We start from the raw sequence: 18,124 nt of genomic DNA on the forward strand, positions 1-18,124 counted from the left end.
GTCGCCTCGGCCTACGCCATCGCGCGGCACATGTCGGCGCAGCGCCGACAGGACTCGGCGCAGCGCATCATCTGCGGGTCGTCGGGCATGGCCATGCACGCCTCGGCGCACATGTCGCAGGCTTTGGCGCACATCGCGCACATCTCGGCCGACAGCGGTGAGCGGCGCATCATCATGTCGGCGCACATGCGGGTCATCTCGGAGCAGTCGATCAGCGCGCGCATGATCTGCATCTGCGCCTGACCGCCCTTCTGCATGCAGGAGCTCATGGTCTCCTCGCACACCGAGTGGCAGGACATGCACGCGTCGACGCAGTCCTGCATCGCCTTGCTCATCGCCGTCATGGTTCCGGGCTGGGTCATGGCTCCTCCTGGGTCGGGGTGGGGGCGGGAGGGGTCCTCGCGGGACCCCGTGCCCTTCCGTCGTACGCCTCCCGGCCATCGCGCGCCATCGGGCGAACGGAAACAATTCGCCATGAACAAGACGACACCAGATCACGACAAAGGCCCTGCAAAGCGACAAAAGCCCCCGGATTCGTTCCGGGGGCTCGTGTGCCGCTACGCCGAACGACCGACGTCGTGGGCGGAAGCGGGGGCTACGGCAGGTTGCGCGCCATCACGATCCGCTGGACCTGGTTCGTGCCCTCGTAAATCTGCGTGATCTTGGCGTCGCGCATCATGCGCTCCACCGGGTAGTCACGGGTGTAGCCGTAGCCGCCGAGGAGCTGGACGGCGTCCGTGGTGACCTCCATGGCGACGTCCGACGCGAAGCACTTGGCGGCGGCGCCCTGGTAGGTGAGGTCGGCGTCGCCGCGCTCGGAGGCGGCGGCGGCCTGGTAGGTCAGGGCGCGCGCGGCCGAGATCTTCATGGCCATGTCGGCGAGCATGAACTGGATGCCCTGGAAGTCGGCGATCGGCTTGCCGAACTGCTTGCGCTCCTGGACGTAGCCCTTGGCGTAGTCGAGGGCGCCCTGGGCGATGCCGAGGGCCTGGGCGGCGATGGTGATCCGGGTGTGGTCCAGGGTCTTCATCGCGGTCGCGAAGCCGGTGCCCTCCTCACCGATCATGCGGTCGGCGGGGATGCGCACGTTGTCGAGGTAGACCTCGCGGGTCGGGGAGCCCTTGATGCCGAGCTTCTTCTCGGGGGCGCCGAAGGAGACGCCCTCGTCCGACTTCTCGACGACGAACGCGGAGATGCCCTTCGAGCGCTTCTCGGGGTCCGTCACGGCCATCACCGTGTAGTACTCGGAGACGCCCGCGTTGGTGATCCAGCGCTTCACACCGTTCAGCACGTAGTGGTCGCCGTCGCGGACCGCGCGCGTCTTCATGCCGGCCGCGTCGGAGCCCGCCTCGGGCTCGGAGAGGCAGTACGAGAACATGCCGTCGCCCTTGGCGAGCGGGGTCATGTACCGCTTCTTCAGCTCCTCGGAGCCGGACAGGATGACGGGCATCGAGCCCAGCTTGTTCACCGCGGGGATCAGGGAGGACGAGGCGCAGGCACGCGCCACCTCCTCGATGACGATCACGGTGGCCAGCGCGTCCGCGCCGGCGCCGCCGTAGGACTCGGGTACGTGGACCGCGTGCAGGTCGTTCGCCACCAGTGCGTCCAGCGCCTCCTGCGGGAAGCGGGCCTCCTCGTCCACCGCGGCGGCGTACGGCGCGATCTTCGCCTCGGCCAGAGCGCGAACGGTGTCGCGGAGCATCTCGTGCTCCTCGGACGGGCGGTACAGGTCGAAGTCAGCCGATCCGGCCAAGGTCTCTCACGCTCCAAGGAAGACGCTGTGATGCTGCTGGCGCTAATTACCGTTAAGTAACCCAAATTTTAGGGGTCCGGCCCACGCCAGGGGTACGTGAGCTTGACGACAGCGGGAAAGTTGCCCGTCAGGGTCGGCGGTTATGCTCGGCCCCGCACTACCGACGCTACCCAGTGGAGTCCCCATGGCCCTCAAGATCACCGTGATCGGTACCGGTTACCTCGGCGCCACCCACGCCGCGGCGATGGCCGAGCTCGGGTTCGAGGTGCTGGGGCTCGACGTCGTCCCGGAGAAGATCGAGATGCTCCGCCGGGGCGAGGTCCCGATGTACGAGCCGGGCCTGGAGGAGCTGCTGCGCAAGCACGTCGCCGGGATCGAGGGGTCCAGCGGGCGGCTGCGGTTCACCACGGACTACGCCGAGGTGGCGGCGTTCGGCGACGTCCACTTCGTCTGCGTGAACACCCCGCAGAAGCACGGCGAGTACGCCTGCGACATGAGCTACGTCGACTCCGCCTTCGCCTCCCTCGCCCCGCATCTGACCGGCCCCACCCTGGTCGTCGGCAAGTCGACCGTGCCCGTCGGCTCCGCGGACCGCCTTGCCGCCTGCCTCGCCGAGCACGCCCCCGCCGGCGCGGACGCCGAGCTGGCCTGGAACCCGGAGTTCCTGCGCGAGGGCTTCGCCGTCGAGGACACCCTGCACCCGGACCGGATCGTGGTCGGCGTGCGCGGCGACCGGGCCGAGAAGCTGCTGCGCGAGGTCTACGCGACGCCGGTCGCCGAGGGGTCGCCCTTCGTGGTGACCGACTTCCCGACCGCGGAGCTCGTGAAGACCTCCGCGAACTCCTTCCTCGCCACCAAGATCTCCTTCATCAACGCGATGGCGGAGGTCTGCGAGGCGGCGGGCGGCGACGTGCTGAAGCTGGCGGAGGCGATCGGGTACGACGACCGGATCGGAAGCAAGTTCCTGCGGGCCGGCATCGGCTTCGGCGGCGGCTGTCTGCCGAAGGACATCCGGGCGTTCATGGCGCGCGCCGGTGAGCTCGGGGCCGACCAGGCGCTGACCTTCCTGCGCGAGATCGACTCGATCAACATGCGGCGGCGCGGGCAGATGGTGGAGATGGCGCGGGAGGCGCTCGGCGGCGGGTCCTTCCTGGGCAGGCGGGTGGCCGTGCTCGGCGCCGCGTTCAAGCCCGACTCCGACGACGTGCGCGACTCACCCGCGCTGAACGTCGCCGGGCAGATCCACCTCCAGGGCGGGCAGGTGACGGTCTACGACCCGAAGGGCATGGCCAACGCCCGGCGGCTCTTCCCGACGCTGGGGTACGCCGACTCCGCCCAGGCGGCGGTGCAGGGGGCCGACGTCGTGCTGCACCTGACCGAGTGGCGCGAGTTCCGCGAGCTGGACCCGGCGGCGCTGGGCGAGGCCGTGAAGTCCCGCGTCATCCTGGACGGCCGCAACGCCCTCGACCCCGAGCTGTGGCGGCGGGCGGGCTGGACGTACCGCGCGATGGGCCGCCCGACCGCCTGAAGCCGGACGACGGGCGACGCCGGTTCGGCCGAGGCTCAGTCGGCCGAACCGGCGTCTTCACGCATTCTGCACCACCGGCCCGCCGCTCAGGCGCCCTTCGCCCGGTACCGACGCATCTTCGCCCGCGCTCCGCACACCGACATCGAGCACCAGCGGCCCCGGCCGGCCGGGCTGCGATCGTAGTACGCCCAGTGGCAGCCGGGCAGTTCACAGGCCTTCAGCCGCTGCCAGGTGCCCTCGGTCAGCGCCTGCGCCACCGCCGCCGCGACCCGTGACAGCAGCGGTTCCCCGTCGACCGGCGCGAGGTGCGCGGAGCCGTCCCGCTCGTCCACCGCGACGTACAGCGGCGCCCGCGCCAGCAGTTCGCCCAGCGGTGTCACCGCGCGGTGCGGGGGGTGCCCGGCGTGCGCGAGGCAGGCGGCGCGCAGCGACTCGCGCAGTTCGCGTACGTCCGTGAGGTCCCGCTCCCCGATCCCGAACGGGGCCCGGCCCTCGGCCGAGTCGAGCGCGTCGCCGCCCGACTCCAGGTCGACCGTGTTGACCAGGGCCTCCACCAGCGCGAGGCCGCCGGGCGCGGGCAATCTCTCACTCATGCTTGCGACGTTACCGCCAGTGCGCCACCATAGGGTAACCGTTACCGGTTGGACCCGTTCATGGGTAACCCCGAGGAGTGGTCATGGCTCTCGCACAGCTCGGCGTCGTCGTCCTGGACTGCCCCGACCCCCACGCCCTGGCCGGCTTCTACGCCGGGCTGCTCGGCGGCACCGTCGAGGGCGACGGGGAGTGGGTCGACCTCAAGGTCCCCGGCGGTCAGCAGCTGGCCTTCCAGGCGGCCCCCGGATTCGTACCGCCGAAGTGGCCGTCCGCCGAGGACTCCCAGCAGTTCCATCTGGACCTCACGGTCGAGGACCTGGACGCGGCCGAGGCGGGCGTGCTGGCGCTGGGCGCCCGGGTGCTGGACGCCGGGGACCGCTCACGCACGTGGCGCGTGTACGCGGACCCCGCTGGGCACCCGTTCTGCCTCTGCGCCTGCTGAGCCGGAAGGTAACCCCATGGCACCCGCGATCCGTTTCCGTAGTGTCGTCCTGGACTGCCCGGACCCCCGTGCGCTCGCCCGCTTCTACGCCGACATCGTGGGCGGCACGCCGGAGGAGGAGGACCCCGGCTGGGTCGTCCTGCGCGTCCCCGGCGGCCCGCGCCTGGCCTTCCAGCATGTGGACGGCTACACGCCTCCGGAGTGGCCGCGCGCCGACCGCAACCCGCAGCAGTTCCACATCGACCTCGACGCCGGAGCGACGTGGGAGCAGGTGGACCGGGCCGAGAAACGGGTGCTGGAGCTGGGCGCGCGCGTGCTGGACGCCGAGGACTACGAGACCAAGGACTTCCGGGTCTACGCCGACCCGGCGGGGCATCCGTTCTGCCTGTGCCGGATCGAGGACGCCTGACACCGGCAGGTCCGTGACGTGCTTCCCTGACATCGGCAGCCCCTTCGTCGCCCGCTCAGGCATCCAGGTCCGCGATCCGTGCCGTCGACGGCTCGCGCCGCTCCTGCGCCGCCCGGGCGGTGAAGTCGGCCGTGCGCAGGACGCGCTGAAGATTTCCCCAGGTCAGCAGCGCCAGGTCGGTCTCCGGCCAGCCGCGGCGCAGTAGTTCGGCGACGAGGTGCGGATAGCAGGAGGCGTCGGTCAGCTCCTGCGGATGGGCGCATCCGGCGTCGTAGGTACCGGAGAGGCCCACGCTGCCGGGACCGGCGACCGTGCGGACGTGGTCGAGGTGGTCGGCGACGTCACGGACCGTCGGCCCGGTCTGTTCCGCCGTCAGCGGCACCAGGCACAGCCCCTTCGCCCTGCCCAGCGCGGCGAGCAGGTCGTCGGGGAGGTTGGCGGGGTGGGGGCGCAGGGCGCGGGCGCCGGAGCGGGTGCACAGGACGGGCGACTTGGAGGCGGCCAGGACGCGTTCGATGGTCCGCTCGGAGGCGCCGGAGAGGTCGGCGAGCACACCCAGGCGATTCATCTCCCGGACGACTTCCTCGCCGAACCGGGTCAGCCCGGCCTCGCTGGCCCAGGAGGTGCCGGTGAGGGTGAGGATGCGCAGGCCGAGGGCGTGCAGGACGCGCAGGAGGCTCACGGAGTCGTCGAGCGCGGCGGCGGTGGCCGGGCCGAGCAGCACGGCGGTGCGTCCGCAGTTGCGGGCGTCGATCACCTGCCCCGCGGTGCGGGCCAGCCGCAGGCCCTCGGGATGGCTGGCGATCACCGTGCGGACCAGATCCAGCTGCTCCAGGGTCGCGGCGACGGCCCGGTCGGCGGCCAGTCCCTCCGGCAGGTGCAGCGAGCAGAGCAGCGCGCCAACATGGCCCTGCCGCATCCGCGGGACATCCGTGTCGACGGCGATCTCCCCCAGCTCCAGGTCGTACCAGGGCAGATGCCGCAGCGCCCACGGCAGACCGCTGTAGCCGTCGGCGACGGGATGGGCGGCGAGCAGGGCGTGCGCCCGGTCGAGGAGGTCGGCATCGGGGTCCTCGGCGCGGGCGTACGGACCCGGCGGGAACGGGGGGTCCAGGGACAGGGCGTCGAGCTCGCCGACCTCCGCGGTGGTCTGCAGGTCGTTCTGGAGATCGGCCATGGCGGGCTCCGTACGTACGCGTGCGATCGCTTAAGGTCACCGTCGCACGGGCCACCGGAGGGCTCCTGGTGAGCGGGGCGTTCGGGGGAGGCGGCGAAGACGCCCGCAAGGCCCTACGACAACACCCGCGGCCCCACCCGGCGCGGGCAGGGTCACGTCCACCGGTCCAGGTGGCAGTCGGCCGCCGATCCGGCGACGCCGGGCCCGAGGGAGCCGGCCACAGCATCGCGCCGCGCGAAAGCCCGGCGTCACGAGCGGACGCTGCCGCAGGTGCCGGTCAACAGCGCGCTGCCCGGCGCCGGCGTGCGCGCGCCGCTGCCTGGCACCGGCACTTGAACCCGACTCCGGACGGGCCGTCACCGAACCCCGGCTCACCCGCACGGCAGCCCCGGGGCCGTGCCGCCCCCTGGAATCAGCCCGGCCCCACCGACCCGGCCAAGGCCCTCCGCCCAGCGAGCCCGCTCCACCTCTGGCACATTGCGCAGCCCAGCACCGCGAGGCCCTGGCGAGGAGCCCGGACCCGCCGACCCGGCCGACACCCTCCGCCCCAGCGAGCCCGCCCGGCGCGCGGCGCAGCCGGGCCACGGGAGGCCGGCCGCTGCTCCGGCCCGGCGTCCCGGCGTCAGCCGTCCAGCGAGTCGATCGTCGCGTTGGACGGACCGCGCGTGGCCTGAAGGTCGCGGGACACGTCTTCCGCCGCGCCCAGGACCCGTACCGCGTTCCGCCAGGTGAGCTTGGCCAAGTCGGACTTGGACCAGCCGCGGTCCAGGAGTTCCGCGACGAGGTTCGGGTAACCGGAGACGTCGTCCAGGCCCTGGGGGGTGAACGCGGTGCCGTCGTAGTCGCCGCCGATGCCCAGGTGGTCGACGCCGGCCACTTCGCGCATGTGGTCGAGGTGGTCGGCGACGGTCGCCACGGTCGCGACCGGACGCGGGTGGCGCTCCTCGAAGGCCCGGTGCACCTGCATCGCCTCGGCCGTGGTGTCGAGGTGGTGGAAGCCGTGCGCACGCATGTTCTCGTCGGCCTCGGCCGTCCAGTCGACGGCGGCCTGGAGCACGAACTTCGGCACGAACGTCACCATGGCGACGCCCCCGTTGGCGGGCAGGCGCTCCAGCACGTCGTCGGGGATGTTGCGCGGGTGATCACAGACGGCCCGCGCGGAGGAGTGCGAGAAGATCACCGGCGCGGCGGTGGTGTCGAGCGCGTCCCGCATGGTCGTCGCGGCCACGTGCGACAGGTCGACCAGCATGCCCTCGCGGTTCATCTCCCGCACCACCTCACGGCCGAAGGCCGACAGGCCGCCGACGCCGGGCGCGTCGGTCGCGGAGTCCGCCCAGGCCACGTTGTCGTTGTGGGTGAGGGTCAGATACCGGACGCCGAGCGCGTACAACGACCGCAGCGTCGCGAGGGAGTTGGCGATGGAGTGGCCGCCCTCGGCACCCATGAGGGAGGCGATACGGCCCTCCGCGCGCGCCGTCTCCATGTCACCGGCCGTCAGGGCGGGAGCCAGCACCTTCGGGTACCGGGCGAGCAACTGCCGTACGCAGTCGATCTGTTCCAGCGTCGCAGGCACCGCGTCGGGCAGGTCCGAGCGGACGTACACCGACCAGAACTGCGCCCCGACCCCGCCCTCGCGCAGCCGTGGCAGGTCGGTGTGCAGATGGGCGCCCTGGGGAGCGGCGATGTCCCGGGCGTCGAGGTCGTAGCGGACCTGCTCGCGCAGCGCCCAGGGCAGGTCGTTGTGCCCGTCGGCCACCGGGAACTCGCGCAGCAGTTCCCGGGCCTCGTCCAGTGTCGTCATCGCCGTTCCCGTGTCGTTCGCCGTCAGTTGCCGAAGCCGAAGCCGTTGCCCGCGCCCTCGACCTTGGCGCGCAGCCGCTTGCCCTTCTCGGTGGCCTGGTCGTTCAGCTCCTGCTGGAAGTCCCGCATCCGGCCGAGCAGTTCCTCGTCGTGGGCGGCGAGGATACGTGCCGCGAGCAGCCCGGCGTTACGGGCCCCCGCGACCGAGACCGTGGCGACGGGCACGCCGGCCGGCATCTGCACGATGGAGAGCAGGCTGTCCATGCCGTCCAGGTACTTCAGCGGCACGGGGACGCCGATCACCGGCAGCGGGGTCACGGAGGCGAGCATGCCCGGCAGATGCGCGGCACCGCCCGCCCCGGCGATGATCACCTTGAGTCCCCGGTCCGCGGCCTGCTCGCCGTACGTGACCATCTCGCGCGGCATCCGGTGCGCGGAGACGACGTCGACCTCGTAGCCGATCTCGAACTCGTCGAGCGCCTTGGCGGCGGCCTCCATGACGGGCCAGTCGGAGTCCGACCCCATGACGATGCCAACAACGGGGCTCATTCGGTGATCGTGCCTCTCAGGTAGCCGGCAGCGTGACGGGCGCGCTCCAGCACGTCGTCGAGGTCGTCGCCGTAGGTGTTGACGTGTCCGACCTTGCGGCCGGGCTTCACGTCCTTGCCGTACATGTGGATCTTCAGCTTGGGGTCGCGGGCCATGCAGTGCAGGTACGCGGAGTACATGTCGGGGTAGTCGCCGCCGAGCACGTTGACCATGACCGTCCACTTCGCGCGCGGGCGCGGGTCGCCGAGCGGAAGATCGAGAACGGCACGGACGTGGTTGGCGAACTGGGAGGTGACGGCGCCGTCCATCGACCAGTGGCCGGAGTTGTGCGGGCGCATCGCCAGTTCGTTGACCAGGATGTTCCCGTCGCGGGTCTGGAACAGTTCGACGGCGAGGTGGCCGACGACACCGAGTTCCTTGGCGATGGTCAGCGCCATCTCCTCGGCGTGCAGGGCGAGGGCCTCGTCGAGGCCGGGGGCGGGCGCGATCACCGTGTCGCAGACACCGCCGACCTGCTGGGACTCGACGACCGGGTAGGCCACGGCCTGGCCGTGCGGGGAGCGGACGACGTTCGCCGCGAGTTCCCGGACGAAGTCGACCTTCTCCTCGGCGAGGACGGGCACGCCGGCGCGGAACGGCTCGGCGGCCTCCTCGGCGGAGTCCACGACCCACACGCCCTTGCCGTCGTAGCCACCGCGGACGGTCTTGAGGACGACGGGGAACCCGTCGCCCTCGGCCGCGAACGCGACCACGTCCTGCGGGTCGCTCACGATGCGGTGGCGCGGGCACGGCACGCCGATCGCGTCGAGCTTCGCGCGCATCACGCCCTTGTCCTGGGCGTGCACGAGAGCGTCGGGTCCGGGGCGCACGGGGATGCCGTCCGCCTCCAGGGCCCGGAGATGCTCGGTGGGCACGTGCTCGTGATCGAACGTGATCACATCGCACCCGCGTGCGAAGTCACGCAGCGTGTCCAGGTCGCGATAGTCGCCGACGACCACATCGCCGACCACCTGCGCCGCGGAATCCTGCGGGGTGTCACTGAGGAGCTTGAACCTGATGCCCAACGGGATGCCCGCTTCGTGCGTCATACGCGCGAGCTGGCCCCCGCCGACCATGCCGACTACCGGGAACGTCACGCACCCAGGGTAACGGCCACGCCAGGTCGGCCGGATTCCGCCTCTTCGGCGGGCGTGAGGACATACACAGGCGATCACGGGAAGGCGGTGGTTAGCATGGCGGAGTTGACGGAACCGACCGACTGGGGGCCTGTACGACCATGGGACGTGGTTCCGCAGGGCTGCGCAGGCTCGTACGGGAGGTCGCCAGGTTCGGAGCTGTGGGTGGCGCGGGTCTCCTCGTCAACCTCCTCGTGTTCAACCTGGTCCGGCATGTGACCGAGCTCCAGGTGGTGCGTGCCAGCGTGATCGCGACGGTGGTGGCGATCGCCTTCAACTACCTGGGCTTTCGCTACTTCACCTACCGCGACCGCGACAAGAGCGGCCGTACCCGGGAAATGACGCTGTTCCTGCTGTTCAGCGCGGTCGGCCTGGTGATCGAGAACGGCGTGCTGTACGTGGCGACCTACGGCTTCGGCTGGGACAGCCCGCTGCAGAGCAACGTCTTCAAGTTCCTCGGCATCGGTGTCGCGACGCTCTTCCGCTTCTGGTCCTACCGCAGCTGGGTGTTCCGGGCGCTGCCCGCCCGGGAGGCGGTGGCGAACGCGGAATCGTTCCTGGAGGCCTCCGTGGAGGCCGCCGAGCAGGTCCGGCCGCCGCAGCGGGCCCGGGTCTGACACCGGCGCCGTCAGCCTCCCGGCCCCCTGGATCGCCCGGCCCCCGGCCCGCGCCTCAGCGGACCGTCCGCTCCTCGTCCGACGCCTTCGCCAGCGGCGTACGCGACAGGAACAGCCCGAAGACCGGCGGCTGGGTCTGGAGCATCTCCAGGCGCCCCCCGTCGGCCTCCGCCAGGTCGCGGGCGACGGCCAGGCCGATGCCGGTGGAGTTGCGGCCGCTGATCGCGCGCTCGAAGATGCGGGCGCCGAGGTCGGCCGGCACGCCGGTGCCCTCGTCGGTGACCTCGATGACCGCCTGGTTGCCGGTGACCCGGGTCCGCAGGGCGACCGTGCCGCCCCCGTGCATGAGGGAGTTCTCGATCAGCGCCGCCAGCACCTGGGCGACCGCGCCCGGGGTGCCCACCGCCTCCAGATGCCGCTTGCCGGAGCTGACGATGGCCCGGCCCGCACTGCGGTAGGCCGGGCGCCACTCCGCGAGCTGCTGCTGGATCACCTCGTCCAGATCGAAGGTGACCGCGGAGCCGGTCCGCGGGTCGCGGCTGTTGGTGAGCAGCCGTTCGACGACGTCCGTGAGGCGTTCCACCTGCGTGAGCGCGATGGTCGCCTCCTCCTTCACGGTGGCCGGGTCGTCGGTGAGGGTGATCTCCTCCAGCCGCATCGACAGCGCGGTGAGCGGGGTGCGCAGCTGGTGGGAGGCGTCGGCGGCGAGGCGGCGCTCGGCGGTGAGCATCCGGGCGATGCGTTCGGCGGAGGCGTCCAGGACGTCCGCGACGCGGTCCAGCTCGGGCACGCCGTACCGCTTGCGGCGGGGACGGGGGTCGCCGGAGCCCAGTCGTTCGGCGGTCTCCGCGAGGTCCGTGAGCGGCGAGGCGAGCCGGTTGGCCTGCCGCAGGGCGAGCAGCACCGCGGCGATGACGGCCAGCAGCGCCACCGCCCCGATCATCAGCAGGGTGCGGCCGACCTCCCGGGTCACCGCGGAACGCGGCTCCTGGACGGTGACCGTCTCGCCCTCCTCGCCCTGCCGGGTCGACTCGATGACGTCGCCGGAGGGCTTCTCGCCGATCTCGATCGGCGGCTGGCCGGGGATGTGGACCACGGCATACCGCTCGTCGCCGACCTGGTCGACGAGGATCTCGGAGGTGATCTGCTCGTCGCCGAGGATCCGGCTGTCGACGATGCCGGTCAGCCGCACCGCCTCGGACTCGACCCGTTCCTGGGCGCTGGTGCTGATCGTCCGGGTCTCCACCACGACGAGGGAGACGCCGAACACGGCGATCACGACGAGCACCACGGCGAGCGTGGACTGGATCAGTCGGCGGCGCATGTCCCTCTTACCCGTGTATTACCCGCGGCTTACCCCGCTGGGGCGGCGCGGGACTAGCTCTTCTCGAAGCGGAAGCCCACGCCGCGGACGGTCGCGATGTAGCGGGGGTTCGCCGCGTCGTCGCCCAGCTTCTTGCGCAGCCAGGAGATGTGCATGTCGAGAGTCTTGGTGGACGACCACCAGGTGGTGTCCCAGACCTCGCGCATCAGCTGGTCCCGGGTGACGACCCGGCCGGCGTCCCGGACCAGGACCCGCAGCAGGTCGAACTCCTTGGCGGTGAGCTGGAGCTCCTCGTCGCCCATCCAGGCGCGGTGCGACTCGACGTCGATCCGCACCCCGTGCGTGGCGGGCGGCTGCTGGGGCTCGGCGGCACCGCGGCGCAGCAGGGCCCTGACCCGGGCGAGCAGCTCGGCGAGGCGGAACGGCTTGGTGACGTAGTCGTCGGCACCCGCGTCGAGACCGACGACGGTGTCCACCTCGTCGGCGCGTGCCGTGAGGATCAGGATGGGCACGGTGTGGCCCTCGGCGCGCAGTCGGCGGGCCACCTCCAGGCCGTCCATGCCGGGCAGCCCGAGGTCCAGCACGACCAGGTCGACGCCGCCCTGGATGCCCGCGTCGAGCGCGGTGGGTCCGTCCTCACGCACCTCGACCTCGTAACCCTCCCGGCGCAGTGCGCGCGCCAGCGGCTCCGAGATGGACGCGTCGTCCTCGGCGAGCAGTACACGGGTCATGAGGTGATGGTAGTCCGCCCGTGGCCTGGGCCGGGGCGCGATGACGAGGCCCGGATTCTTACCCTGTCGTGCTTTGGTACGAACCTGCTTCTGTAGCGTGGGATTCCGGCAAGGACCTTCGAAAGGGCGACTGTGGTTCCGGCGACACCTGTGATCCCGGTCTCAAGTCCTTCCATTTCCGGCAGTCTCCTGTCGTATGGTGATTGAACGCCTGTAGCACCGTGGGGACCTTTGGCGGACGTTCTGTCGCCAGGGGTCTCTTTTGTGTGCGGGCCGGCTCCGGCCGGCCTCGAAAGGAATGACCTGTGGCCGGGCCGCGCGCGCACTTCCAGGCACGCGAGGCGTGGATCCCGGTGGGCGTCGTCCACCGCTCCGTGATCCGGAGCGGACTCCCCGTGGGCGTGGGGTGGACGACGATCCGCCGGTGCCGGCCGCCCCCCACCGGGCGCGCATCGCTTCCTGAGCGCGTCCCGACCAGCAAGGATCGACCATGGCGTCCAGCCTGACGAAGGACTCGGCCTCCCCGGGAACCCCCGGTTCCGAGAAGACCTTCTTCGGCCACCCCCGCGGACTGGCCACTCTCTTCATGACCGAGATGTGGGAGCGGTTCTCCTACTACGGCATGAGGGCACTGCTTCCCCTCTACCTGGTCGCCCCCGCCGGGCTCGGCCTGGACGCCGGCACGGCGATCGCCATCTATTCCGTCTACGTCTCGACGGTGTACCTGCTCGCCATGCCCGGCGGCTGGTTCGGCGACCGGGTCTGGGGTCCGCGGAAGACGGTCGCGATCGCCGGAGCGGTCATCATGGCCGGTCACCTCGTCCTGGCGCTGCCGACCGCGGGCACCTTCTACTTCGGTCTGCTGCTCGTGGCCATCGGCTCCGGCCTGCTGAAGTCCAACATCTCCACGATGGTCGGCCACCTCTACGACGGCCCGAACGACCCGCGCCGCGACGGCGGCTTCACGGTCTTCTACATGGGCATCAACCTGGGTGCCTTCGCCGCTCCGCTGATCATCGGCACCGTGGGCCAGAACGTGAACTGGCACCTCGGATTCGCGCTCGCCGCACTCGGCATGGCGCTGGGCCTGGTCCAGTTCCTGATCGGCAGCCGTCACCTGGCGGACCGCTCCAGCGTCGTCCCGAAGCCGCTGAGCACGGACGAGCGCAACGCCACGCTGCGCAAGTCCATGATCTGGCTGCTGATCGCGGTGGTGTTCTACTCCGTCGTGGTGGGCACCGGCCACTACACCCTGAACTGGGTGATGGTCCCGCTGATGATCATCGGTCTGGTCGTCCCGATCACCGTCCTGGCGCGGATCAAGCGTGACAAGGACCTCACCGGCGCCGAGCAGTCGCGCGTCTCCGGCTACATCTGGTTCTTCGTCGCCGCGGCCGTGTTCTGGATGATCTACGACCAGGGTGGCTCGACCCTGTCGATCTTCGCGGACGAGCATGTCGACAACCACGTCCTGGGCTGGGAGTTCCCGGTCTCCTGGTTCCAGTCGGTCAACCCGGTGCTGGTGATGGCGCTGGCCCCGGTGTTCGCCACGGTATGGCTGGCACTGGCACGCAGCCGCAAGGAGCCGAGCACCATCGCCAAGTTCGCGGGCGGCCTGGTCCTCGTCGGCATCTCGTTCTTCGTCTTCCTGCTGCCCCTGATGGCGGCCGACGGCGGCAAGGTCTCGCCGTGGTGGATCGTGCTGATCTACTTCTGCCAGACGGCCGGTGAGCTGATGCTGTCCCCGGTGGGCCTGTCCGTGACCACGAAGATGGCCCCGGCGAAGTACGCCTCGCAGATGATGGGTGTCTGGTTCCTCGCGGTCACCGCGGGCGACGCCGTCACCGGTCTGCTCTCCACCTACGGCGTCGACCTGAACAAGACGGGCGTCGTGGCCGCGGAGGCCGCCCTCGCGGTCCTCGCCGGTGTGGCGGTCTTCATGTACCGCAAGCGCGTGAAGGAACTCATGGGCGACGTGCACTGACGCACGCCCGGACGGTTCGCAGGGCCACCGCATCCTCGCCGGATGCGGTGGCCCTCGTCGTTGCTCAGGACCTGCGGGGCAGGAAGCTCAGGACCTGCGGGGCAGGAAGGTGAAGACCGCGCCGCCCAGCAGGACCGCCGTGCCGGCCACGAGGGCGAGTGCCTTGAGGGTGGCGTGGTCGCCGGCTCCGGTCTCGGCGAGGCCGCCGCCCGAGGACGAACTGCCCGAGCCGGAGCCGCCGGACGACGAGCCGCCCGAGGACGAGCCGCCCGCGGCGCCGCCCGGCTGCTGGGTGGTGTCCAGGGTGAGGGAGACCTCGGTCTTCGCCGGCGTGCAGGTCGTGGTCGTTCCCAGGGCCTCGATGGTCAGCACGCCCGGCGACAGCGTCGACTCACCGCTGGCGCCGGGCTTGTAGGTGCCGGTGAGATCCGGGATCTCGATCGGGTCACCCGCCTTGATCGCCTCGGCGTTGGTGGGTCCCTCGACATGGACCGTGCCCGTGTCGGCGCCGCCCAGCGCCACCTCCATCGACGGCTTGACCGAGTCCTTCGGGATCTCCGCGGGGCTGTCCATCACCGACTTCTTGAACTGCACGGTGAGATCGAAGCTCCCGCCGTTCCTACGGGCGTCGATCTGCACCGGCGAGGTGGCCTCCTTGTCACCGATCGGCGTCTTGCACCGGTAGGGGACCTGGACCTCCTTGCCGGTGAAGTCGGTCTGCCCGCTCGCCGTGGGCGCGGGAGTGCCCGAGGGGGCCGGGCTTCCCGTCGGTGCGGAGGTGGGCGACGGGGAGCCACTCGCCGTGGGGCCGGGCGTGGGACTTCCCGTTCCCGAGCCGCCGTCGCCCGGCGTGACGTTGATGGTCGCCGCAGCCTGCACGGCCTCCTGCGGAGCGCACTTCGTGTCCGTCGACATGGCGTTGATGGCGTACGCGCCGGGTGTCAGCGTCACCGCGCCCGGCGTCGTCAGTTGCAGCGTGCCCTTCATGTCGGACAGCACCATGGCGCCGCCCTTGGGGATCGGCGGGTTCTCCCGCGGCCCCCGCATCGCGATGTCCGCGACCTGGGCGCCGGCCGCCTTGAGGGTGCCGCTCGGCTGCACCGAGTTCGCCGGCAGATCCACGAGGTCGGGGTTCTTGGAGGCCGCCTGCACGAACTTCCAGACCACCTCCACCTCGTCGCCCACCTTCGCCGTCGCCGGCGCGGTGACCTGCACCGTCGTGGTGCCCCGCACCGGCGGCAGTCCGGAGATCGGCGGCGGGACGCACTCGGTCCCGTACGACACCTCGGCTGCCTGGGCGGGCACCGCGGCGATGCCGAGCAGCACCCCGGCGCCCGCGAACAGCATCGCCAGGACGGCCGGTGTGACTCTCCTTCGCGTTCTCACGTGGGTCCCTTTCTGAGCGGAGTCGTACGACTCGGCGGGCTGTCGTCGTGCGGTACGGAGAGCCGACCGGCCGTGCCCGGATCGGCGTCCGGGGTGAACCACGGCAGGGTCGAGTTCGAGGGGGGCCGGGGTCGCTGACGGGGGCTCAGGGCCGGCAGCCGTACGGGGAGCCCCCGGTGCCGTACGCCGCCCGGCCGCCGTGGGCGTACCCGGTCGACCACGGCCATCCCGGCGCGGAACACCGCCGCCGGCACCACCAGGCACACCAGGACCCAGAACAGGGTCACGCCCCAGGGCCGGCCCACGGCCCAGGGCTGCTCGGCGAGGACCTTCCCGCCGTACTTCAGCGAGACGGTGTACTCACCGTGCGCCCCGGCCGCCAGTTCGGCCGGCAGCCGGATCTGTGCCCTCCGGCCGGGTGCGATCGTGCCGCGCCACTGCCGTTCCTCCCACTCCGGCGCGAACACCCCGTGCGAGGTGCCCACCTGGAAGACGGGGTCGGTGACGGCCGAGGTGCCGACGTTGCCGACGGTGAGGACGAGGGTGCGGGCGGGTGGCGCGCCGAACCACGTGAGCAGGCCGCCGGAGCCGTCGAGCCGGATGTCGTCGAGCACCGCCAGACGTCCGCCGGCCGGCTCCGCCGGGAGCGGTTCGACGGAGTGCCCGGCCACCTGGAAGATCGCGTCGGCCTGCGCCTTCGGGCCGGTGACCGTGGCGACGTGCACGACACACGGGCACGGGACGGGCGGCTCGGCGACCGGCAGTTGCTTGCGGAACCGGCCCCCGGCGTCGGTCGTGACGGCCCGGCCGTCCGCGTTGGCACAGGAGTTGGTGCCACCGATCACGCCCCGGGACGGCACGGACTGCCCGCAGATCAGGATCATCAGCAGCGCCCGCTCCCGCCACCCGCTGCCGGTCACGGTGACCGAACCGCCGGTTCCGGCCTGCGACTTCGACAGCTTGACGTCCGGCCCGCCGGCGGCCACGGCTGCATGCGGCGGCGCGAGCAGAAACAGCGACGCGAACGCGGCGACCAGAAAGCGCGCCCTCACCTCGCCGCTCCCGTCAACTCGGCCGGTTCACGCACCGCTTCGGGCGCGGGTCCGGGTGCCGTCCGGCGCCTTCGCCGCAGTACGACGGCCAGGGCCGCCGTACCGACGGCCGGTACCCCGCCCGCCACCACCCCGCCCCACGGCACGAACCGCGCGGAGGTCCGCGCGCTGTCCCGCGCCCCGCCCGCCGCGGTCACCGTCAGCCGGATGTCGACCGCGTCCAGCGCGGGCCGGTCCGGCCAGGGCTCGGTGAGGTGGAGGCGGCGGCCCGGGGCGAGTTCGACGGGCAGGGTGCGCGGGGCGCGGTCCACAAGGGTGCCGAAGACGCCGTCGACGCGCACGGCGAGGGTGGGGACGACCGCGGTGGTGCCGCGGTTGACGAGGTCGTAGGTGACGCGGTCACCGTGTACGGCGACCCGCTCGACGGTGAGCGCGGACAACTCGGGCCCCCCGATCCGGAGCAGGAGCGGGACGGACGCGGACCCCCCGTCGCCGTCCCGCACGGCGATCGTTGCCGCACGGTCGCCGGGCGCGGCCCCCTCGGGCACGTGCACGGTGAACGCGATGTCGGCGCGGGTGCGGCCGGGAACGCGCACCTCGGCGTCGGCAAAGGTGACCGGGACGCCGGTGCCGGTCAGCCGGAACGTGACCGGACGCCGGGTGCGGTTGGTCACGGAGACCGTGTCGCGCAGGGCCGTGCCGGGCGTGCCCTCGGCGTAGAACGAGGGACGGCCACCACCGGCGGGCGCGACGGACCAGCCCTCGCCCGCCGCGCTCGCCGCGGGTGCGGCACCCAGCAGGGCCAGGAGGGCGAGGCCTGCCGCGGGGACGGCACGGGTGGGATACGACATCGGCGGCTCCAGCGGTCGTACTCCGGGGTGGTCGGCGGCGTACCGCCCGGCTTTCGGCGGCTCAGCGGCGTACCCGCGCCGCCTGGTTGCGTCGCGTCAGCCACAGTGCGCCCGCCGCCCCCGCCAGCAGGACCGTTCCGCCGAGCGTGCCGAGGGCGATCGCGGAGTCCTCGGGGCCGGTCTGCGGGAGTTCCGCGCCGGAGTCGCCGCCGTCCTGGGGTGCTCCCCCGCCGTCCGGCGCGGTGACGTCGAGCGTGAGGGAGGGCCCGGGGTCGTTGCTCGGGGTGCAGGTCGTCGTCGTCCCCAGGGCCTTGATGGTGAGGACGCCCGCCGTGAAGGTGACCTTGCCGGTCTTCTTCGGGGTGTAGGTGCCCGAGAGGTCGCTGATCTTGATGGGGGTGTCGGCGGGGATCGCGGCCTGGTTGGCGTGGCCGGTCACGGTGAGCGTGCCGCTGTCGGCGCCGCCCAGCTCGATGGTGGCGCTCGGGTTCATCGCGCCCTTGCCGAGTTCGACGGGGCTGGAGGAGACGCCCTTCTGCCAGGACATGGTGATCTTGTAGCCGGAGCCGCTCTCGACGCCTTCGATGTCGATCGGCGAGACGGCGCTCTTGTCGCCGATCGGCGTCTCGCACTGGTAGTTGACGTCGACGACCTCGGCCTGGGCCGTCGGGGCGGCGAGCAGCACGGCGGAGCCGGCCAGGGCCGCGGCGGACACGAGCGCCGCGGTTCGTTTCCGGTACGACACGGTGGAC

18 protein-coding genes are annotated in these 18,124 nt (G+C 71.7%); 5 read left to right on the plus strand and 13 right to left on the minus strand.

Annotated features, from left to right (window positions below):
- Positions 1 to 11: 11 nt before the first annotated feature.
- Positions 12 to 362 (minus strand): four-helix bundle copper-binding protein, encoded by a 351-nt coding sequence (locus tag ACIHCM_RS24540; protein WP_399899523.1) that lies wholly within the window; start codon positions 360 to 362, stop codon positions 12 to 14.
- 233 nt (positions 363 to 595) lie between these two features.
- Complete coding sequence (locus ACIHCM_RS24545) at positions 596 to 1,753, minus strand: acyl-CoA dehydrogenase (RefSeq protein ID WP_399899526.1); 1,158 nt, start codon at positions 1,751 to 1,753, stop codon at positions 596 to 598.
- Positions 1,754 to 1,937: 184 nt separating this feature from the next.
- Between ACIHCM_RS24545 and ACIHCM_RS24550 the strand changes: the two genes are divergently transcribed.
- Positions 1,938 to 3,281, plus strand: coding sequence for a UDP-glucose dehydrogenase family protein (locus tag ACIHCM_RS24550; RefSeq protein WP_399899528.1), 1,344 nt, complete (start codon positions 1,938 to 1,940; stop codon positions 3,279 to 3,281).
- An 86-nt stretch (positions 3,282 to 3,367) separates the two neighbouring features.
- Here the strand turns inward: ACIHCM_RS24550 and ACIHCM_RS24555 are convergent, their stop codons facing one another.
- A complete protein-coding gene (locus ACIHCM_RS24555; protein ID WP_399899530.1) occupies positions 3,368 to 3,874 on the minus strand; it encodes a CGNR zinc finger domain-containing protein in 507 nt (168 codons plus the stop codon).
- Positions 3,875 to 3,957: 83 nt separating this feature from the next.
- Between ACIHCM_RS24555 and ACIHCM_RS24560 the strand changes: the two genes are divergently transcribed.
- Complete coding sequence (locus ACIHCM_RS24560) at positions 3,958 to 4,317, plus strand: VOC family protein (protein WP_399899533.1); 360 nt, start codon at positions 3,958 to 3,960, stop codon at positions 4,315 to 4,317.
- Between the two features lie 16 nt (positions 4,318 to 4,333).
- Positions 4,334 to 4,726: a VOC family protein gene (locus ACIHCM_RS24565; protein WP_399899536.1), complete on the plus strand. Its 393-nt coding sequence runs from the start codon at positions 4,334 to 4,336 to the stop codon at positions 4,724 to 4,726.
- A gap of 55 nt (positions 4,727 to 4,781) precedes the next feature.
- Here the strand turns inward: ACIHCM_RS24565 and ACIHCM_RS24570 are convergent, their stop codons facing one another.
- The 4 genes from ACIHCM_RS24570 to ACIHCM_RS24585 all read right to left on the minus strand — a co-directional run bounded on the left by ACIHCM_RS24570 (position 4,782) and on the right by ACIHCM_RS24585 (position 9,388).
- Entirely contained in the window at positions 4,782 to 5,903 is a 1,122-nt protein-coding gene (locus ACIHCM_RS24570) for a dipeptidase (protein ID WP_399899539.1), read from the minus strand.
- 622 nt (positions 5,904 to 6,525) lie between these two features.
- Positions 6,526 to 7,704, minus strand: a complete 1,179-nt coding sequence (locus ACIHCM_RS24575) for a dipeptidase (protein WP_399899542.1) — start codon at positions 7,702 to 7,704, stop codon at positions 6,526 to 6,528.
- Between the two features lie 23 nt (positions 7,705 to 7,727).
- A complete protein-coding gene (purE, locus tag ACIHCM_RS24580; RefSeq protein ID WP_399899544.1) occupies positions 7,728 to 8,252 on the minus strand; it encodes a 5-(carboxyamino)imidazole ribonucleotide mutase in 525 nt (174 codons plus the stop codon).
- Positions 8,249 to 9,388 (minus strand): 5-(carboxyamino)imidazole ribonucleotide synthase, encoded by a 1,140-nt coding sequence (locus ACIHCM_RS24585; RefSeq protein ID WP_399899547.1) that lies wholly within the window; start codon positions 9,386 to 9,388, stop codon positions 8,249 to 8,251. The genes purE and ACIHCM_RS24585 overlap by 4 nt, the downstream gene beginning before the upstream one ends.
- A 140-nt stretch (positions 9,389 to 9,528) precedes the next feature.
- Here ACIHCM_RS24585 and ACIHCM_RS24590 point away from each other — a divergent pair, with 140 nt between their 5' ends.
- Positions 9,529 to 10,044 (plus strand): GtrA family protein, encoded by a 516-nt coding sequence (locus tag ACIHCM_RS24590; protein ID WP_399899550.1) that lies wholly within the window; start codon positions 9,529 to 9,531, stop codon positions 10,042 to 10,044.
- Between the two features lie 55 nt (positions 10,045 to 10,099).
- On the opposite strand, the gene ACIHCM_RS24595 is transcribed toward ACIHCM_RS24590, so the two are convergent.
- Both ACIHCM_RS24595 and ACIHCM_RS24600 read right to left on the minus strand, forming a co-directional pair.
- Entirely contained in the window at positions 10,100 to 11,368 is a 1,269-nt protein-coding gene (locus ACIHCM_RS24595) for an ATP-binding protein (RefSeq protein WP_399899553.1), read from the minus strand.
- A gap of 53 nt (positions 11,369 to 11,421) precedes the next feature.
- Positions 11,422 to 12,099 (minus strand): response regulator transcription factor, encoded by a 678-nt coding sequence (locus ACIHCM_RS24600; protein WP_141311399.1) that lies wholly within the window; start codon positions 12,097 to 12,099, stop codon positions 11,422 to 11,424.
- A 490-nt stretch (positions 12,100 to 12,589) separates the two neighbouring features.
- On the opposite strand from ACIHCM_RS24600, the gene ACIHCM_RS24605 reads away from it, so the two are divergent.
- Positions 12,590 to 14,083: a peptide MFS transporter gene (locus tag ACIHCM_RS24605; RefSeq protein WP_399899556.1), complete on the plus strand. Its 1,494-nt coding sequence runs from the start codon at positions 12,590 to 12,592 to the stop codon at positions 14,081 to 14,083.
- An 87-nt stretch (positions 14,084 to 14,170) separates the two neighbouring features.
- On the opposite strand, the gene ACIHCM_RS24610 is transcribed toward ACIHCM_RS24605, so the two are convergent.
- From ACIHCM_RS24610 to ACIHCM_RS24625, 4 genes are all read right to left on the minus strand, one after another.
- On the minus strand, positions 14,171 to 15,430 hold the full coding sequence (locus ACIHCM_RS24610; protein ID WP_399899863.1) for a hypothetical protein: 1,260 nt from the start codon (positions 15,428 to 15,430) through the stop codon (positions 14,171 to 14,173).
- Positions 15,431 to 15,465: 35 nt separating this feature from the next.
- Positions 15,466 to 16,521, minus strand: a complete 1,056-nt coding sequence (locus tag ACIHCM_RS24615) for a hypothetical protein (protein ID WP_399899560.1) — start codon at positions 16,519 to 16,521, stop codon at positions 15,466 to 15,468.
- On the minus strand, positions 16,518 to 17,372 hold the full coding sequence (locus ACIHCM_RS24620) for a hypothetical protein (protein WP_399899563.1): 855 nt from the start codon (positions 17,370 to 17,372) through the stop codon (positions 16,518 to 16,520). Before ACIHCM_RS24620 ends, ACIHCM_RS24615 begins: the two co-directional genes overlap by 4 nt.
- A gap of 61 nt (positions 17,373 to 17,433) precedes the next feature.
- Positions 17,434 to 18,117, minus strand: coding sequence for an LPXTG cell wall anchor domain-containing protein (locus ACIHCM_RS24625; protein ID WP_399899866.1), 684 nt, complete (start codon positions 18,115 to 18,117; stop codon positions 17,434 to 17,436).
- Positions 18,118 to 18,124 lie beyond the last annotated feature (7 nt).

Origin of the sequence: Streptomyces sp. NPDC052023 (assembly GCF_044548465.1) — a bacterium.
In the GTDB taxonomy this organism is placed as follows: Bacteria; Actinomycetota; Actinomycetes; order Streptomycetales; family Streptomycetaceae; genus Streptomyces.

Excerpts from the sequence above, each read along its gene's own strand:
- ACIHCM_RS24600 (WP_141311399.1), bottom strand. The coding sequence starts at position 12,099 with ATGACCCGTGTACTGCTCGCCGAGGACGACGCGTCCATCTCGGAGCCG.
- ACIHCM_RS24590 (WP_399899550.1), top strand. The coding sequence starts at position 9,529 with ATGGGACGTGGTTCCGCAGGGCTGCGCAGGCTCGTACGGGAGGTCGCC.
- ACIHCM_RS24620 (WP_399899563.1), bottom strand. The coding sequence starts at position 17,372 with ATGTCGTATCCCACCCGTGCCGTCCCCGCGGCAGGCCTCGCCCTCCTG.
- ACIHCM_RS24575 (WP_399899542.1), bottom strand. The coding sequence starts at position 7,704 with ATGACGACACTGGACGAGGCCCGGGAACTGCTGCGCGAGTTCCCGGTG.
- ACIHCM_RS24540 (WP_399899523.1), bottom strand. The coding sequence starts at position 362 with ATGACCCAGCCCGGAACCATGACGGCGATGAGCAAGGCGATGCAGGAC.
- ACIHCM_RS24560 (WP_399899533.1), top strand. The coding sequence starts at position 3,958 with ATGGCTCTCGCACAGCTCGGCGTCGTCGTCCTGGACTGCCCCGACCCC.
- purE (WP_399899544.1), bottom strand. The coding sequence starts at position 8,252 with ATGAGCCCCGTTGTTGGCATCGTCATGGGGTCGGACTCCGACTGGCCC.
- ACIHCM_RS24570 (WP_399899539.1), bottom strand. The coding sequence starts at position 5,903 with ATGGCCGATCTCCAGAACGACCTGCAGACCACCGCGGAGGTCGGCGAG.
- ACIHCM_RS24610 (WP_399899863.1), bottom strand. The coding sequence starts at position 15,430 with ATGCTGTTCGCGGGCGCCGGGGTGCTGCTCGGCATCGCCGCGGTGCCC.
- ACIHCM_RS24555 (WP_399899530.1), bottom strand. The coding sequence starts at position 3,874 with ATGAGTGAGAGATTGCCCGCGCCCGGCGGCCTCGCGCTGGTGGAGGCC.
- ACIHCM_RS24565 (WP_399899536.1), top strand. The coding sequence starts at position 4,334 with ATGGCACCCGCGATCCGTTTCCGTAGTGTCGTCCTGGACTGCCCGGAC.
- ACIHCM_RS24595 (WP_399899553.1), bottom strand. The coding sequence starts at position 11,368 with ATGCGCCGCCGACTGATCCAGTCCACGCTCGCCGTGGTGCTCGTCGTG.
- ACIHCM_RS24550 (WP_399899528.1), top strand. The coding sequence starts at position 1,938 with ATGGCCCTCAAGATCACCGTGATCGGTACCGGTTACCTCGGCGCCACC.
- ACIHCM_RS24605 (WP_399899556.1), top strand. The coding sequence starts at position 12,590 with ATGGCGTCCAGCCTGACGAAGGACTCGGCCTCCCCGGGAACCCCCGGT.